Below are 15,621 nucleotides of genomic sequence, written 5' to 3'. Positions count from 1 at the left end.
CACTTGACGAGCTGACGACAGCGATTGATACAGCTCTCGATCAACTCTCTACGCCAAAAGTGAGTGACTATTTCTAACTACTACTATAGTTCAATGCCCTCGGCGTCATCTAGATTCGTAATCGCGTCTCGGTTCGTGCGAACGACGAGGACGTCGCCCTCTGTCAGGTACGTTCCTCGCCGGGGCGCAACCGAACGGTCTTCATCGTGGACGACCTGCACGACGCTGATTTCGGGACCGAACCGACCAGTCGCCTCGCCGACTGTTGCACCGACGAGCGGCGAGTCGGGAACAATTGCCACGTCGGCAAGGTAGTCCCCCACCTCGTACTCTTCGAGGTAGTCTGCGCGGGGCGGTACCCGTTCGGGAAGGAGGTAGTGACCGACGAAGATCAGGTACAGCGAGCCGGTAACAACGACAATTGCGCCTAGTTGTGTAAACTCGAACATAGAGAACCGGTGGAGTTCAGGGTAATCAGTCCCGAGACGGGCGCTGATGTCGCTGGCGAGGATGTTCGTGGAGGTTCCGATGAGCGTAAGCATACCACCGACTTGAGAGGCGTAGGACAGTGGGATGAGCAGCTTCGACGGGGAGGTGTTCCCTCGGTTCGCAACGTCGGTCACGACGGGAACGAGCAGAGCCACGACAGGCGTGTTGTTAAGAAATCCGGACACAGGACCCGCCGCGAGAACGGTGGCGAATAGCTGCTTCCGGATGCTATCGCCCGCGAACGCTGCCATCCGGCGACCGAGTGCCTGAACGAGCCCCGTCCGGGCGATGCCGCCGCTCAGGATGAGCATCGCCAACACTGTGATCGTCGCATCGTTGGCGAATCCCGAGATGCCGGTACTCGGATCAACACCTGTCCATGGCTCCAACACCACCAGGATGACGATCAACAGAATCGCAGTCACGTCAATCGGTAGCCGCTCGGTGAGAAAGAGTATCAGTGCGAGCGCGACGACGCCCAGCACGACGAGAATGTCGGTCGTGAGTTCGGGCTGTACCGCAGGATCCTGAGCGAGCGGCAAGCAGACGGAACTCAGCATGACACGGATTTCATCAACGGGTAATGTGATAATTCTGGAGGGAGAGAATAGAACTGTGTGACTGATGGGGGTCTCAGCGGCGACCGGAGGCAGTGACGTGGTGCCCAGCTCCTGCTCTTCATTACGGAGAATAGGTTAGCCGGGAGCCACATTACAATCCGCAGAGGGTCACTGGCGAAGCTAGGCAAATCACGTTCTAGCCCGTACTGCCTCCCCAAACGGCATACAACTCATTTGGGCACTGTCTAGTTGAGCCAGTTTGAGAAGTGAGCAGGTCGTTGAGTTCGTTGGATCAAATGCTCGCAGACCTGCTCAGCGAGAGCTACGACACGGATTTAGAAGAATCTTGGGAGAATGAGCGGACGGCGACGCCTGTCAGGGCGTTCGCCGTCCGCCTCCATCAGACCGGTTGTTCTCTTCGGGAGACAACAACGATTCTCGCTGAATTAGGCGTTGAGAGCTCTCACGGAGCGGTCTGGAATTGGGTACATCGGCTGGCTGACAGCGAACGCGACCCGCCGACGGCGTCGCCGTCGGCGGGTCGCTGTCGACGAAACCGCTGTCAAGATCAATGGCGAGTGGTCTTGGTTGTACGCTGCAATAGATATCGATACAAAAGGCTCTGGTGAATCACTAGACGGCATCAGGAGTGGGGTCTTAGACTACAGGAGATTATGGCGAAAAAATTTCTTGTGGTCGTTCTCAGTNCCCCAACAACCTCGATTGGTCCTCGTTAAAGGCAGTTGCAATGCACGCTCAACAGCCGAAACCCGGCGCTCTATGGCGATTCACCAGAGCCCAATAGATTGGTCTAACCACATCAGCTGCCAATAGAGGGAATCAGGCGATATCAGATAACATCTCAGAAAACGTAAACAACGGCAGCGGGACCAACTCGAGGGGGCGGTCACGACGAGCACGAGGACGCGACGACGACTCCAGGACGACAGCGACGACGCCGATCACGGTAGGCACAGGGACAGCGACAAGACTGAGAACGAGAGCGGTACTGAAGGGGAGGACTCAGGGTAGCTCTCACCGGTGGGCAACTCGAGTTGCATAAAGCGTGTCGTCTGTGAGCCGAGCGACAGCGAAACGAAGGTGGGGAAGATCTGATCCCAATTCTAACACCCTATCATAGAATACTTCTCGTACTTGTCGAAGGAAGAGAGACAGGCAGTATAGTGACCAGCGAGGACGTGTGCTGAGCCTGTAGAATTCAAGTGTGTTGGTGTGGTAGAGTGAGGGAATTATGTCGGATTAAAGACAGAAAGGTCACTTAGCCACCTGCGACGACTGTAGAAGCGTATATCCATCCACAGTCACAGGTGATGGACAAATCCTCCCGATTGGAGCTCGGAATGGCTGTCGATGTGGTGGAGCATCCTTCTCTACAATCACCAATGACGACCTTGAGGAAACAAGCAACAGCTGAATCACCTCTTATGGTTCACCGGCTACCTGTGGGAGACTCTGACTTGTTACTCCCGTGGGGATGCCAACACTGCCTCAATAGTCGAGCCCCTCGAGCAGCTCCTGAACCTCCTCGGGAGTGGCACCTTCGAGACGATCCAAGCCGTACTCAATCACGAGCGGGTAGTAGTGGCGGTTCTTCTCGAGACTCTCACCGAACTCTCGCTCATACTCTGCAGAGATCATCTTGTAGCGAAAGTTCATCTCGTCTCGCTGCTCCTCNTTCTCGAGACTCTCACCGAACTCTCGCTCATACTCTGCAGAGATCATCTTGTAGCGAAAGTTCATCTCGTCTCGCTGCTCCTCTGGGAGGTAGAGATAGGTACCGACCTGCTCGTCCTTGAGCGACGTCGATTCCTGCGAGCTATCCGTCTCGTCCGTCTTGGATGTCTTTTCTGTCTTGGACGTCTTTGATGGTTTGGATTCTTCAGACTCCTCGGGCTCTCGATCTTCTGAACCCGATTCAGACTCAGCCTGCGATTGGACCTTCTCCTTGGACCGATTCCGTCGTTCACGGAGCCGACTGGCACGATCACTCATGCTTGAACCACCTCGGAGTCAGACGGTGACGCAAATCCAAACTGCGAATCGAGACTCTCTGCGATGTTCAGGAAGGCCTCACAAACGTCGGCTTCATCGTTGTATTCGAAGATCGAACTGCCGTTCTCGAGAGCGTACTGGATGTCCGCCCGTTCACGAACTTCCCAGACCGGGACATCGTCGTAGGCTTGGTTGATCCACTCGACCATCTGCTGGGCTTGGTTCTTCCGGACGTCAATTCGATTGACAACGACGCCAACCTCGTTGATCTCGATCTCGTAATCCGCCTCGAGGAGGTCGACGTGATCGTACAGGAGTTCGAACGCACGTTTACTGGTCGACTCCGCCAGCGCTGGCACAAGGATATTCTGGGCCGCATACAATGCGTTGTCTGTGAGGTTCCCGAGATTAGGCGGGCAGTCGATGATGACGTAGTCGTAGTCATCCGCGACGTACTCGAGGACAGCATCGAGCTGCTCTCCGCTGCGACGCGAAAGCGTAAGCTCCGGCTCGACCGCAGTCATGTCGATGTTGCTGGGAATGACATCCATCTCCTCGTGTTCACGGACGATCTCCGTCACGTGCGAGCGCATCTCCGCATCAGTCAGACAGTCGAATAGCGTCGGGGGCTCATCATCGTAGACTTCTGGCATCCCCAGATTCTCCGTTGCATTCCCCTGTGGGTCGATATCGACTAAGAGAACATCCCGACCGCGCTGGTTAAGCGCGCCAGCAACGTTGATCGCTACCGTCGTCTTCCCGACGCCACCTTTCTGCTGAGCCACACTAATCTTGGCTGTCTCGCTCATACAAACCGTATTGTACCGACCAAACATAAAAGACAGACAAACTATCAAAACCTGTAATGGGAGATAAAAATAGTATAGCGAAAGCAGTTGAGTGAAGATTCGATTCTCGGCAAAACAGAGAGGGGAGCCCGCCTCTCGTTACTCTCTCTAGAGATACCTCTCCACCACTACACATCGCCACTGCGACCTACTCCACGCCAACCTGTCTCCCTCCGCACGTGGACTCCCAAAAGCGAACAAGAGAGGCAGTCATAGAAGAGTGCGTACTGATTGTGTTGACCCCGGCGAGCGTTAGATACAGGCAGACAACGTAACACAGGGAGCAACGATCTGTCTCTCGACTGGTAGAAAACCCGTGCAAGATACAGAAGCTGTACACGGCATGGCGATAATTCTCAACTTATAGAATATTACATCTGAACGAAAGTGTATATTTCGTCTTGGTCAGTTTACCGCTCCCGTTCAAAAATGAGAATTTTTCCACCATCGGTGATTCTGATGCGGTAAGTTACAAAAGGAAATTCAACATGACGCTCACCGGCGCCACTTCCGTCGCCAACAATTGCGGCAAGAGCAGTAGGATCTATGGTATCGTAGAGGGCTACACCCAGTTCTTCCCGCAATTTTGCCGGCGTAGTATTTTCTATCGAAGCAACTGCTTCGATAATCGCAAGGGCGATGTTGCTTTCCTCGTCAAACTCTCGTTCGAACGGAAAAACATCGTCTGGATCTGAGTCTGATGGCTCTCGATCTCTACTCATATCTATTTTTTCTCTGAGACTCGGTTTGAATCTTTTTCAATAAATGTGGTATGTTATCATCAGACATAAATAACGCAGTGGATCTTTCTCAGACCGAACAGACATGCTGTCACTATCATCATACTTTATTTCCCTTCAAATATAAGAAAACAAATCAGTTGCGATCATCTTTTTATACCGTTCGATTCTAACTACGACATATGGTGTCATTAGACATGATCTTTGACTTGCTCAGCTCAGAAAGCCGACGCTATGTGCTCTACTATCTAACCGAACAAGAGGGCCCAGTATCTGTGAATGATCTGGTAGGTACGGTAACGGAGTGGGAAGATACACCTCCAGCCAAAACGCACCTAGAACAGTTTGAAGAGGTGAAAGTTGAACTTCAGCACAATGACTTGCCGAAGTCAGCCGAGGTGGATTTTATTAAATACGATCAAGACGAAGAACTCATTCAGATACAGGGCGAACCGCCCGAGTTTGAGGCGTTTGTCGCTATCGCCAGAATAATTGAACAACCAGCGATGGATTGATTTATATTCCCACTATATTGACCGTTATTCGTAGGTTGACACTCATCTCGTGGCACACTCGCGCTGTATATCTTGCACGACGCTCCAAACACCACCTGTGGCTGATAGGAATCCAGCGATACATGCGCACATCTACGTAACGGGTGGTTCACTGAAATAGAGATGAAAGAACCCACCACCTGACCGTGCCTTTCACTACGGGTTTGAATCTTGGTTGCCTGTCGTCGGATAGACAACCAAAACACAGAGCCACCTCTCTTTGAGTTCGTTTGGCGATTCTGCATGGAAATAACCATTATCGTTATAGGAAGTGTCACTGGGTGATAGGTAATGACGCGGACCAACGAATACGAGCCAGCAAGGAGAACGAGTACGGACGATGCAGCAATCGTGGGATGTTCGAAGTGTGCGTGGAGCTACAGCGGTGGGTCCTGGGGAGCGGTCGTCCACTTTCTCAAGCACCAAGTTGGGCACGCGAGTGAGAGGCTGCACTGATCGTCATTCTTTAACGCCATTTGCAACCCAAACATCTTTTGACACTGGTATCACATTTCAAGACGCGAGGAAACAATCCTCGCTATTCGAGACCCCCTGGATACAGCACTATCCAAGGGCAGGTCACCAAAACCCAGAAGTCCAGGGAAGACACTCCCCACCGTCCCTACCTACCGTTTACCTTCGTTGGAGACCTTCCCCCGGTCTCCACGTTTTCGTATAACACCGAATTTCCTCGACCGTTTCTCCGTCGATATCCGTGTCTTCCGTTCTCATTGGCATGATTTCAGTGATCGTTATTCGCTCCCGCTATACTCGATCAGCTCCATCTCCAGGAGCGTCTCACCCGTCTCGTCGTCATAGTATGCGACGTATGCCGGAAAGGCCAATTCCGGCGCGAGACAACTCTCGTGAACGACCGTCTCGTCGGTCTCGGTCACGGCCACGTAACACTCCCTACCAACGTAGGAGGCGGTGTCCTAAACGGCGTACCGGAGGCTCCCTTCTTCAGTAGCGAAGCGCCACTCGTAACCGACGTACACCCCCTCGTTAGCTGCGACGTGAGGCGAATGCAATCCCGATCCGATGAAGACCACGGCCGGAGTCCTCATCAGCTCCGAGAAAATTTCGTCCTCAGTCCCGGTTACCGTTTTGGCGAACTCATCACCCTCCTCGAAGGTCAGTTCGGTTTCGACGGTAAGACGGTACTCCCCCGCGTCTTTGACGCTCCAGAGAAAGATCCCGGAGCCGTCTTCCTCGCTCTCGACGCGGTATTCGTAGTACTCGTCCGCCGTGAACTCGTACAGTCGCCACTCGTCATCGTTGGTTTCGGGTGGATCATCGGGAATCTCGATACCGATGCCCACCCGCTCGCCGAGTTCGTCACTCGCCCGATCCATGGCTTCGTCTTGAACTCGATCGGTAACAGCCTCCGTGCTAAGGCAACCACTCAAGCTCAGAGTGACGCACCCAACAAGAGCACCCATGACAGATCGGCGGTACAATTCCATCGGACGTGTCCCAGACGTCTCGGACGTGCCACCTGATTCGAATCTGGTAGGTTTCATGGTGAATTGCCTCTCATCGCGACTCGTACTCGGCGAGTTCGACTTCGAGTTCGAGGTCGCCCTCTTCAGTGTAGGTTGCTACGTAGGGGGCGATCCCACCCTCCGCGCCGCGGAGACAGCTCTGCTGGGCGAGTTCGCCGTCGACGGTCGTTTCGACGAAATAGCAGTCAACGCCCGCGTAGGAGCGTTCCTCGAGTACTTCGGTGACCTGGGTCTCGCCGTCGACCGAGGTCTGTTTACGGTTACCTACCGAGGGATCCGTAAAGCCCATCTCGAAGTAGTAGAGCAAGGAAGCGCTCTGAAGGGCCAGCACGGGCGCATGGGCTGGCGTGAGGAACAGCTGACTCGACACTTCGTCGGTAGGTCCGGTCGTCGTTGACTGGTACTGTTCGTCTCCGAACTCGTAGTCGACGCTCGTCGTGACCTCCTCGCCGCTAGCGTCCTCGATATCGTAAACGAGTCGGCCAGTGACCTGCTCACCGGTCTCCTCGTCCATTCCCGCGAGGTCGAACGCGTAGTAGCTGGGGGCGCTCAAGTTGAACCACTCGTCGTCTGCGCCGGCACCATCGCCGAGCATCGAATCTAAGCCGACGTCGCCGTCGCTACTCCCGTCATTATCGCCGTCCACGGCCTCATTCACCGAGTCGTCCGAGGAGTCGGTTTCCACGTTGCCATCATCCTCTTCGCCGCCGAGATCGCCGAGCCCGCCCATCCCGGTACAACCCGCCAGGGCGACTGATAGGACGACCGCCAGCACCACGTGGGGGTGGGCGATTAACCGCATGTTCAAAAGCCGGTTCCGTCGGGTTCGTCCGCGTGATTTGTGCATATCGTTGTGATTCCGTGTCAGTCAGTCGTCTCGACAGCGAACGACTCGACGATCCATGCCGCCAGATCGTCGAGGTCGTTGTCGTCGTTCCAGTCCACCCCGAGTACATATCCCCGCTCGCCGGCGCGAACGAAGAGGTACGTGAGCCGCCAGCGCTCGCCATCGGACAGATAGCTATACTCGATAGCCCGGCCCGTCCCTCCGCCCTCGAGGGCCACGTCTCGGCGGTCGAGGGCTTCGAGGACCCTGACGTGCTCATCGACGGCAAGAGACTTGAGGAACGCCGCGACGTAGTCCGCCAACGTAAGGTCAAGATCCTCGTCAATGGAGACGGTCGCACCGGCCGAACTTCGTGGGTCAGTGAACGACGCCCCGCCAGCCGGCTCGGTTTCGACGAGCCAGTCAGCGGGATAGGCGAGTCGGAAGCCGTACGCGTCGTCTGCGTAAGTCTCGAACGCCTTCGGCCCCGTCAAGCGACCGTTGCCACCTCTGTCATCGTCGACAGCCCGTTCTGGTAGACTATCGGCTGGTCCAGCCGTGTTCGTTCCGTTCTCCTGGTTCGTAGGCATCACCTCACCTCAGACCAGTTTGTCGGCGATCCCGGCGGCGATCGGCAGCCGGACTGTTTCGCCGCGGTAGGCCTTGACCATGAGGTAGATCCAGAGGGCGAACCCGCCGACCGCGAGGCCGAGCCAGACCAATCCGAGGACCAGTGAGACGATGCTGCCGATGAAGAACGTACTCGTGCTCGCGAACATCACCGTCGAGATGACGGTCCCGACGATGCTGAGGGCGATATACGACACCACGAACAGGCCGGTAAAGACCATACTCTGGGCGGCGTGAAACCGCACGAACTGGTTTTCCGTCTCGACGAGAAAGAGGATCAGTCCCGAGACGAACCCGATCAGATACGAAAGCGCCCCCGCGACGTTCTCGTCGAGTCCGGTTCCGGTTTCAGCCGGCTCTATTGGTTCCGCTGCGGTCTCCGCCTCGATATCGACGTCTGGTGTGTTGCTTGCCATTTGTTGTCTCGGCGAGGATATCCGCCCCGTGGCGACTCCTCTCCGACACTAGTCAATTGGAATGATAGTCCAATATACTAACTGGGTGGGATTATCTCACGAGCTGGGATCGTCTCAGGGGGTGAAACAATCTCTCCGACGTCACCTCTTCAAGCGACTCCAATAGGAACTCAGCATTGTGTCGTCTACACTCACTAACTGATAACCGCAAAACCGTCGGCGCGGTTGAACAGAACGGGGCCTTGTGCAACTCAGCTCGTAGTTGAGCATTTCAGGCAGTAATGAGTGTGCCACTCCCATTTCGAGGTCGCTCTAGTCAATGGATCCTGCTGAATCAGACGATAATTCAGAGAGGGGAATCTCTTCCGTAAGGGGAGTCGCGTCAGCCCGATAGTCAGTATAGACATCCTCGGCCCATTCGCGTGCAGTCGGCGCATCGGTATCGGCGTATGTGCGGAGCAGACCGGTCTCGTCGTCGTAGATGCCGACCCCGATCCGGTCGTCACAGAGCGTCAGTCCGAATGGGAGATCATCGTGGGTCCAAAGTGTCAGATGTCCACTCTCGAGAATGGTTTGTGCTCGTTTCGGGTGTGAGGTGAGGAGGTCTTTGGCTACTGCCGATGGATAGACAGCCTCTGTCTTCATGCCGTTGCGGATGCGGTCATACAGTTCGTCTATATGCAGTGGGTTAATCGAGGCTGGATCGAGACCTCGCAATGTATCAGTTGATTTGACCAGCGACATGAATCGATTCACCGGCCGATAGGGGTCTCCGGGCACAGCACTCGTCACGGTCGCGTCAGTGAATAGCTTGATATCGATCTCGATGTCGTGGGCAGCAGCAGCTCGGAGGATCGGTGCGAGTTCCCACGCTGTCTCAATAGCCGACTGAAACTCGGTAACCTCTTCGGCAGCCACCTCGCCTAACGGCGTGAGGACGAATTCACTATCGGTGCGTTCAATCAAACCGTTCTCCCTGAGCGATCGAGTGAACCGGTGGACGGTCGACCGAGAGACGTCAAGACGCTGTTCTAATTCTCGCCGGTCTATCGGACCCTCCTCGCGTAACACGTCAAGTACCGGCTCTCGCCTGACAAGTTCAATGAGATCTCCCCTATCCATCACATATGAAAAGTCATCTATAGAAATATTAAGTCTACTGGTCATTCACCGATCCGGGGTACTGTCTAGTCAACGAGCGAGCAGTTCTTGGATTCGGCTGCCATGCCCACCCAAAACCGTTCACTGTAACGCTCGAACCCGATCCGCTTGACTGTTGGGCTGAGGAAAGCACCGCGAGCGCTCTGAGGGCGCTCGCGGTGCGGCTTCATTCGGCAGGACTGTCGCTTCGTGAAACTGCTGCGGCTCTCGAGTTGTTTGGCGTCACTCGGTCACATCAAGCGGTGTTTCAATGGGTTCACTGGGTTGCAGCGGAAGCCCCGGACCCGCCGACGGCGAAGCCGTCGCGGGTCACCGTCGACGAAACCGTGGTAACGATCGGAACCGAGCGACACTGGCTGTACGCCGCTATCGATGTTGAGTCAAAACTTCTACTGAATGTCTGGCTCTCTCCTCGACGAGGAACGGATCCAGCGGTCGAGTTTCTCGGCCGGCTGGCCGAGAATCACGACCTTTCGGAGGCGACGTTTCTCGTCGACGGTATGGGCTACCTGACCGCCCTCGCGCGGTGCGATCTCCGCGGCCACCTGGATTACGTCGACCGGAGTCTGATCGAGAGATGGTTCCAGACGCTCGCGATGCGGATCGATCGGTTTCATCAGACGTGGATGAAGGCGGCGAGCCAGCGCCCAGTGCTGGCTCACCGCCTTCGTCCACTACTACAACCAGCAACGACCGAATCAAGCGCTCGAGAATCGAACTCCCGTCGAGGAAGGGATGAACCGATGATTAGACACTGCCCTCTCTCTCAACATCTCTATTAGTTGATGGAAGAGACGGCGTTACGTTTGCACACCCACTTATCAGATAATTCACAGTCGGCGTGATTGTAATCAACACTATGGGTAGACTTCTCTGATACCCTCAACGTCGGGCAACTCTCGGGGGCGCACTGGTTAAGACAAGCAGTCACTACCGAACGGGACCCGCGAAAAGAAATATCGTCGCCCGAGGTTTACCGGAATTTCTCGTACTGCTCCCGCCGGTCAATAATACGGCCGACGGTCGACTTACTGGGCTCGAGCACGTCGGCGATCTCCCGATAGGAGTGGCCGGCGTCCCGGAACTCAAGAACCCGAATGGCGACACCGAACTGCTCTCCAGGAACGAGGCGCTCGCCGGCGTCGTCAAACGTGAGTCCGTAGGGTGGCCGCCCCTGATAGTAGCCGTTCTCGAGACGCCGCTCGGTCTCTCGTTTCGCCCGCTCGATCTCTTTGCGCTTCCCGACGATGTCACTTACGGTCGTGGCGGCCTCGATACCCGGTCAAGAAGCCCTCAAAGAAATTGTTCGAATCGTTCTCTGACTCACCAACAACGTGCTTCAGAAGAGTGATCCTTCTCAAGGGCGGTACCAAGCCGGTTTAGAGCCTGCTCTCCTTGATTAGTGAGCGCTACGTTCTCTTGGCTATCCGTGTAGCAGAGCAATCCTGTCTCAACAAGACGTGGAATCTGGGAGTGATAGAGATCGATCAAAACTTTCTGGACTTCATCCGAAGAGATCTGTGTGAGTGGCCTTTCTTTCTCCTGTACTGCAATCGTGTTGGCTAGTTCAGAGAGGCCTGCTATTCGCCAGTGAGACAGGATATACAACACGGACCGACGGCACTGATCTGACAGTACACGCAAAAGCTGCTGTTGAGTTCTTTCTCGCTCATCGCGGATTGTCGTGCAGGCCATCACTGGATGGGTTATTTCCCGTCAAAAAGGCAATTGCTATGAGTGATATTGACGGCTATATCGAGGAAGAGATCAGTATGATTCTCCTCACAGTCGATGTAATTGCAGTTGAACCCTAGCGGACATAGCAGAGCGCTCAGGACAGGGTGCCGTCAGTCAAGCCCGTACAGCGAAGCACACAGTAGGAACGTGATCGTGATCGCGAACCCGGCAGCGATCCCGCTGAACAGCAGCTCGCGGCTCCTGGCCGTAACCTCCTTGTCAGCGACCGCGACGATCCGCTGGAAGACCTCGAGAAGTTCACCCACGTTCTGGGTTTCTACCGCCTTAGGACTGGTTGTGTAGAATCGCACAACTAACTTTGTAATAGATATCAAAAATATGTGCTCATATATAGAAGTAACAGTAATGCTTATGTTTTCCACCTATCATTGAAGAGTACATGGGTGACATTTGTGACCTGGTTAATAGGATACACATCGAACAATGGCTACAGAACGACAGCAGCGGCCGCTCGCTCCTACGAGCAAGCAGTGTCAGTACATATAGCGGGCCGTAGCCGCTCAGACGGCGAGCGCGGATGTGTCGAGACCTTGCCAAACAGCACGTCGACGATCCGGGTGTACCCGCCGCGCCGGATGGCGCGGACGGGTACGCCGAGTGAACACAGATCGCATTGATTCTGTTCCGCGTCGAACTGGAAAAGAGTCTCCGTGACACTGAAGACTACCTTAACGAGATGCCCGCTGTTCTTACTGAATTGAGGCGCTAAGGCCCCTTCCTCAACGAGCGACCGAAAGGAGCAAGTAGGGAGGGGATACAGCGCCGCACAGTTTTCATACACGTTCGACGCTCGGTCCACAGGCCCCCCGCCACCTTTATGTTAAAACGAGGTATAAACACAGGTGATGGATAGACATGAAATCGAAGGCCACGAAGTCATCGACGGGACGGCCAAAGCCACCGGCAACGGCGCTCACGTCCTCGTCCCGAAACGGTGGCGTGGCGCAGACGTGAAAGTCATCCGAACCACCGAACCCGACGAGTAGCACCTCCGATGAACTACAACTACAGGTATCGACTTCGACCGTCCGACGCTCTCGAACAGCAGTTAGCGTGGACTGTCGATACCTGTAGGCAGGTCTACAACCACTTCCTCCACCGACTCAACCGCACCGACGATACCTCGGTATACAGTGAGCAGAAACTCCTGCCGAGCCTCAAGAAGAGGTGGAACGACCTGAAAAGCGTTCACTCGAAAGTCCTACAGAAAGTCGTTCAGCGGTTGTACGACAACCTCTCGACGCTTCGCGGTCGCAAAGAGAATGGCTACCGCGTCGGGACGCTCAAGTGGAAGGCTCCGGGCGAGTACCGCAGTTTCACCTACAGTCAATCCGGCTTCAAGCTCAAGAACACGGGCGGTCGGACTCGATTGTGGCTCTCGAAAATCGGTGACATACCCCTCACCTTCCACCGCCACCTGCCCGACGACACCGAAATCAAGACCGTCACGGTCAAACACGAACCAACCGGCAAGTGGTACGCCATCCTTGGCGTCGAAACCCCGGACGACCCGCCGGAGAAGCCGGAGAATCCCGAGAAGTGCGTCGGCATCGACGTGGGGATTCTCAAGTACGCTCACGACACCGACGGAACCGCCGTCGAATCGCTCAACTTGTCCGACGAGCGTGACCGCTTGGAACGCGCACAGCGCGACCTCTCGCGGAAACAGCACGGGTCTGCGAATTGGGAGAAACAGCGCCGTGTCGTGGCCGAGCGTCACGCCGACCTCAAGCGAAAGCGGCGGGACTTCCTCCACAAGTTGTCGAACCACTACGCGCGGGAGTACGACTTTGTGGCAGTCGAAGACCTCGACGCGAAGGGGTTGGTCGAACTGCCGGGAAACTCACGCAACCGCGCAGGAGCGGCGTGGGGAACGTTCCTTCGGATGCTCGAATACAAGTGCGAACGCGAAGGAACACACTTCGTAGCGGTCAACCCGAGAGGGACGACCAAAGAATGCGCGTCCTGCGGTGTCTCGACGGACAAGCCGCTGTGGGTCCGTGAACACTCCTGTCCCGCCTGCGGGTTCGAGGCGGACAGGGACGCGAACGCGGCGTGGAACATTCTTTCTCGCGGTATCAAGAAGCGGTTAGGAGCGGGACGCTCCGAATCAATGTCCTCAGAATCGCCTTGCGATTCTGATGTGCGGACGAGAGCTCCGCTCTCGTCAACGCCTGTGGAGACTGCGCTCCCTGTGGATACGTCCGTATCTGCAAAGCGCGTCGTTGAAACAGGAAGCCCCACCCTCAAGCGCGAGCCGTCAGGCGAGCGGTAGGGTGGGGTAGTTCACATTTAACAAGGCACGCGATCACCAACTACGAACGTGGAGACAGTCTGGGAAGTACCGTGATCACGGTGTGAGAACTCTTCTATGACACCCTCAAAATAAATACTATCCCAAAGAATAGAAATAGTCCAGCCCATGTGGTAGTAGCGACAATTCCAGCTAAGAGTAAAGAAGAGTTGATATTATTCAATCTATTTAGTGCGTATCGTTTCACCGTCATGGGAGCAGAGTCCGTTCCATCAGTGGGGAATGACAATATACCACTATTTGAAGCTTAGTCAGACGTCCGAATGACTGATACCAATTCTTTCTGAACTCCTATATAAAAGCCTCAGAATTAAGCCGCTGACAGGCATCACTTTAGTTAAAATTCAACTAATCATTTATATAGCTCTAACGGAGTCCATGGTAAATCGTTCGAGGTGTGTCTTCAAAAATTTGCCTTTTCACCTGTAGAACTGATCTTAATCCAGCTACTGATCTTCAGTAGATGTCTTGGGCTGTGAACACTATCGGCGACAATGAAACACAGCGGTCATACAATATTTGAAGAGGCAGTCTTATACTCACTACTCCTTGTAATAGAGGAACACCCCTTTGTTCTAACGGCTACGCTCCTTATCGGGGTCTCGCTGGCCCTACTATTACTCCCATGGGGACTGCGGTTTTTGGGTACAATACTCGAGAAAAGAACGCAACAAGACTGGGGTGACACACTCGATAGCTACCTCCCGCTCACCCACTTCATCCACGCGTTTGTTCGACTCGGGCAGTTAACTGTGATAGTCGGTGGAGCCATTGGTCTACTCCATTTGTGGGGGTACGAGTCGCCGGTCTGGTACACAGTCGGAATACTCACTACAATGTGGCCGACCCTCTCACGGATACTCGGAAGCGGTGCTGTCCTAATTATTGCGTACGTCAGCGGATTGGCAATTTCGTCATGGATGGATTCTCTCTCCTCGAACACATCAAGTATCGATCGCCATGATCGAGAAATCATTAAACGTGTTATACAAATTACCATTCTCATCACAGCAGTATTATTCATCCTCACACTGTGGAATTTCGATGTTTCTGGACTATTGTTGGTGCTGGTGTGATCGGGGTGATTCTTGGATTTGCCGCACAGGAGACACTTGGTTCGGTTATTGCGGGACTCATTCTGATGTTCTCTCGCCCCTTCGAAATTGGCGACTGGATTGTTGTCGATCAGACAACGAACTACGCAAAAATATCATTGTTCGCAAAAATTATTTATTGATCGTCGAGTGCGTCCCTAATCTGCTCGGCAAATTTCTCGCTGATGTGGTGTTCTAACTGATCCGCTTCTTTGTGAGCCGCTTGGTCCGGGTGATCAAGAAATTTCGTGAGATATGCCTCCAAGAGGAGACAATGTCGAACAGTTTCAACGGCGATTTGCTGTCCTTCTGCTGTCAATGTCACCCCTCTGTATTTCTGATGCTCGACGAGTCCTCGGTGTTCAAGCCTGCGAAACATCGCCGAGACGCTGGGCAAAGAAACGCCGAGGTGAGCAGCAACCGCTGATGTTTGAACTCGCCCGTCAGTCTCCTGTTGGCCATGGTAGATTGCTTTGAGGTAGTCCTCCATGGCGACCGTGGTCATAGTCGAACGTGAATGACCCTCAAATCTAAAATCTATCTTCTCAAAGCATGCAACCACAGCAGTATCCATGTAACGGAATCCAGAGAAGCCCCTGTCTCTGGTAAAGCGGCGACGAGGGTGTCATAGAACTCTTGTCACACCGTGATGATCGTACTTCCCGGATTGTCTCCACGCTCGTAGTTGGTGATAGCGACGACGAGGCGAAGGC

At 54.6% G+C, this 15,621-nt stretch carries 15 protein-coding genes and 5 pseudogenes; 8 read left to right on the top strand and 12 right to left on the bottom strand.

Features of this window, described 5'->3' with window-relative positions; all coding sequences use genetic code 11:
• Positions 1-86 precede the first annotated feature (86 nt).
• Positions 87-1,049: pseudogene (locus tag C492_RS07180) on the bottom strand (SLC13 family permease); the annotation flags it as partial.
• Positions 1,050-1,345: 296 nt separating this feature from the next.
• Between C492_RS07180 and C492_RS22265 the strand changes: the two are divergent.
• Positions 1,346-1,667: pseudogene (locus tag C492_RS22265) on the top strand (IS6 family transposase); the annotation flags it as partial.
• A 1,391-nt stretch (positions 1,668-3,058) separates the two neighbouring features.
• On the opposite strand, the gene C492_RS07170 reads toward C492_RS22265, so the two are convergent.
• Together C492_RS07170 and C492_RS23475 are read right to left on the bottom strand one after the other, a co-directional pair.
• Positions 3,059-3,871 carry a ParA family protein gene (locus tag C492_RS07170; RefSeq protein ID WP_008421845.1) on the bottom strand — a complete coding sequence of 271 codons (813 nt, stop codon included), beginning with the start codon at positions 3,869-3,871 and terminating at the stop codon, positions 3,059-3,061.
• A 449-nt stretch (positions 3,872-4,320) separates the two neighbouring features.
• Positions 4,321-4,632 (bottom strand): HalOD1 output domain-containing protein, encoded by a 312-nt coding sequence (locus C492_RS23475; RefSeq protein WP_152424815.1) that lies wholly within the window; start codon positions 4,630-4,632, stop codon positions 4,321-4,323.
• Between the two features lie 200 nt (positions 4,633-4,832).
• Here C492_RS23475 and C492_RS07160 point away from each other — a divergent pair, with 200 nt between their 5' ends.
• A complete protein-coding gene (locus C492_RS07160; protein WP_008421841.1) occupies positions 4,833-5,165 on the top strand; it encodes a DUF7344 domain-containing protein in 333 nt (110 codons plus the stop codon).
• A 791-nt stretch (positions 5,166-5,956) separates the two neighbouring features.
• Here the strand turns inward: C492_RS07160 and C492_RS25150 are convergent.
• The 6 genes from C492_RS25150 to C492_RS07135 all read right to left on the bottom strand — a co-directional run bounded on the left by C492_RS25150 (position 5,957) and on the right by C492_RS07135 (position 9,703).
• Positions 5,957-6,100: a hypothetical protein gene (locus C492_RS25150; protein WP_239643397.1), complete on the bottom strand. Its 144-nt coding sequence runs from the start codon at positions 6,098-6,100 to the stop codon at positions 5,957-5,959.
• Between the two features lie 39 nt (positions 6,101-6,139).
• A complete protein-coding gene (locus C492_RS07155; protein WP_239643396.1) occupies positions 6,140-6,646 on the bottom strand; it encodes a hypothetical protein in 507 nt (168 codons plus the stop codon).
• A gap of 94 nt (positions 6,647-6,740) precedes the next feature.
• The gene (locus tag C492_RS07150; protein ID WP_152424814.1) at positions 6,741-7,517 is read right to left on the bottom strand and encodes a hypothetical protein; all 777 of its coding nucleotides are present in this window, start codon (positions 7,515-7,517) and stop codon (positions 6,741-6,743) included.
• 56 nt (positions 7,518-7,573) lie between these two features.
• A complete protein-coding gene (locus C492_RS07145; RefSeq protein ID WP_049892811.1) occupies positions 7,574-8,125 on the bottom strand; it encodes a hypothetical protein in 552 nt (183 codons plus the stop codon).
• A gap of 9 nt (positions 8,126-8,134) precedes the next feature.
• Positions 8,135-8,581, bottom strand: coding sequence for a DUF4870 domain-containing protein (locus C492_RS07140; protein WP_008421834.1), 447 nt, complete (start codon positions 8,579-8,581; stop codon positions 8,135-8,137).
• Positions 8,582-8,893: 312 nt separating this feature from the next.
• Positions 8,894-9,703, bottom strand: a complete 810-nt coding sequence (locus C492_RS07135; protein ID WP_008421832.1) for a helix-turn-helix transcriptional regulator — start codon at positions 9,701-9,703, stop codon at positions 8,894-8,896.
• 134 nt (positions 9,704-9,837) lie between these two features.
• On the opposite strand from C492_RS07135, the pseudogene C492_RS22260 reads away from it, so the two are divergent.
• A pseudogene (locus C492_RS22260) lies at positions 9,838-10,489 on the top strand (IS6 family transposase); the annotation flags it as partial.
• Positions 10,490-11,065: 576 nt separating this feature from the next.
• Here the strand turns inward: C492_RS22260 and C492_RS26025 are convergent.
• Both C492_RS26025 and C492_RS07125 read right to left on the bottom strand, forming a co-directional pair.
• Positions 11,066-11,437, bottom strand: coding sequence for a DUF7344 domain-containing protein (locus C492_RS26025; protein WP_449289497.1), 372 nt, complete (start codon positions 11,435-11,437; stop codon positions 11,066-11,068).
• 155 nt (positions 11,438-11,592) lie between these two features.
• Positions 11,593-11,730, bottom strand: a pseudogene (locus tag C492_RS07125) (formate/nitrite transporter family protein); the annotation flags it as partial.
• A gap of 287 nt (positions 11,731-12,017) precedes the next feature.
• On the opposite strand from C492_RS07125, the pseudogene C492_RS22255 reads away from it, so the two are divergent.
• The 5 genes and pseudogenes from C492_RS22255 to C492_RS25685 all read left to right on the top strand — a co-directional run.
• Positions 12,018-12,191: pseudogene (locus C492_RS22255) on the top strand (IS5/IS1182 family transposase); the annotation flags it as partial.
• 154 nt (positions 12,192-12,345) lie between these two features.
• The gene (locus tag C492_RS23470; protein WP_008421826.1) at positions 12,346-12,486 is read left to right on the top strand and encodes a DUF2080 family transposase-associated protein; all 141 of its coding nucleotides are present in this window, start codon (positions 12,346-12,348) and stop codon (positions 12,484-12,486) included.
• An 8-nt stretch (positions 12,487-12,494) separates the two neighbouring features.
• Positions 12,495-13,775 (top strand): RNA-guided endonuclease InsQ/TnpB family protein, encoded by a 1,281-nt coding sequence (locus tag C492_RS07120; protein WP_008421825.1) that lies wholly within the window; start codon positions 12,495-12,497, stop codon positions 13,773-13,775.
• 533 nt (positions 13,776-14,308) lie between these two features.
• Positions 14,309-14,890 (top strand): hypothetical protein, encoded by a 582-nt coding sequence (locus C492_RS07115; RefSeq protein WP_008421823.1) that lies wholly within the window; start codon positions 14,309-14,311, stop codon positions 14,888-14,890.
• A 65-nt stretch (positions 14,891-14,955) separates the two neighbouring features.
• On the top strand, positions 14,956-15,051 hold the full coding sequence (locus C492_RS25685; protein WP_338042161.1) for a hypothetical protein: 96 nt from the start codon (positions 14,956-14,958) through the stop codon (positions 15,049-15,051).
• Here C492_RS25685 and C492_RS07110 read toward each other — a convergent pair.
• The gene (locus tag C492_RS07110; RefSeq protein ID WP_008421820.1) at positions 15,045-15,413 is read right to left on the bottom strand and encodes a metal-dependent transcriptional regulator; all 369 of its coding nucleotides are present in this window, start codon (positions 15,411-15,413) and stop codon (positions 15,045-15,047) included. The genes C492_RS25685 and C492_RS07110 overlap by 7 nt on opposite strands.
• Positions 15,414-15,621 lie beyond the last annotated feature (208 nt).

Origin of the sequence: Natronococcus jeotgali DSM 18795 (genome assembly GCF_000337695.1) — an archaeon.
Lineage (GTDB): Archaea > Halobacteriota > Halobacteria > Halobacteriales > Natrialbaceae > Natronococcus > Natronococcus jeotgali.
This window is presented reverse-complemented; position numbering and strand designations above follow the sequence as displayed.

What these genes read in the sequence shown, in the direction of transcription:
- C492_RS07140 (WP_008421834.1), bottom strand. Translation starts at nt 8,581, where the DNA reads ATGGCAAGCAACACACCAGACGTCGATATCGAGGCGGAGACCGCAGCG.
- C492_RS07145 (WP_049892811.1), bottom strand. Translation starts at nt 8,125, where the DNA reads ATGCCTACGAACCAGGAGAACGGAACGAACACGGCTGGACCAGCCGAT.
- C492_RS07115 (WP_008421823.1), top strand. Translation starts at nt 14,309, where the DNA reads ATGAAACACAGCGGTCATACAATATTTGAAGAGGCAGTCTTATACTCA.
- C492_RS25685 (WP_338042161.1), top strand. Translation starts at nt 14,956, where the DNA reads ATGTTCTCTCGCCCCTTCGAAATTGGCGACTGGATTGTTGTCGATCAG.
- C492_RS23475 (WP_152424815.1), bottom strand. Translation starts at nt 4,632, where the DNA reads ATGAGTAGAGATCGAGAGCCATCAGACTCAGATCCAGACGATGTTTTT.
- C492_RS07135 (WP_008421832.1), bottom strand. Translation starts at nt 9,703, where the DNA reads ATGGATAGGGGAGATCTCATTGAACTTGTCAGGCGAGAGCCGGTACTT.
- C492_RS07170 (WP_008421845.1), bottom strand. Translation starts at nt 3,871, where the DNA reads ATGAGCGAGACAGCCAAGATTAGTGTGGCTCAGCAGAAAGGTGGCGTC.
- C492_RS07160 (WP_008421841.1), top strand. Translation starts at nt 4,833, where the DNA reads ATGGTGTCATTAGACATGATCTTTGACTTGCTCAGCTCAGAAAGCCGA.
- C492_RS07120 (WP_008421825.1), top strand. Translation starts at nt 12,495, where the DNA reads ATGAACTACAACTACAGGTATCGACTTCGACCGTCCGACGCTCTCGAA.
- C492_RS07155 (WP_239643396.1), bottom strand. Translation starts at nt 6,646, where the DNA reads ATGGGTGCTCTTGTTGGGTGCGTCACTCTGAGCTTGAGTGGTTGCCTT.
- C492_RS07110 (WP_008421820.1), bottom strand. Translation starts at nt 15,413, where the DNA reads ATGACCACGGTCGCCATGGAGGACTACCTCAAAGCAATCTACCATGGC.
- C492_RS23470 (WP_008421826.1), top strand. Translation starts at nt 12,346, where the DNA reads ATGGATAGACATGAAATCGAAGGCCACGAAGTCATCGACGGGACGGCC.
- C492_RS26025 (WP_449289497.1), bottom strand. Translation starts at nt 11,437, where the DNA reads ATGGCCTGCACGACAATCCGCGATGAGCGAGAAAGAACTCAACAGCAG.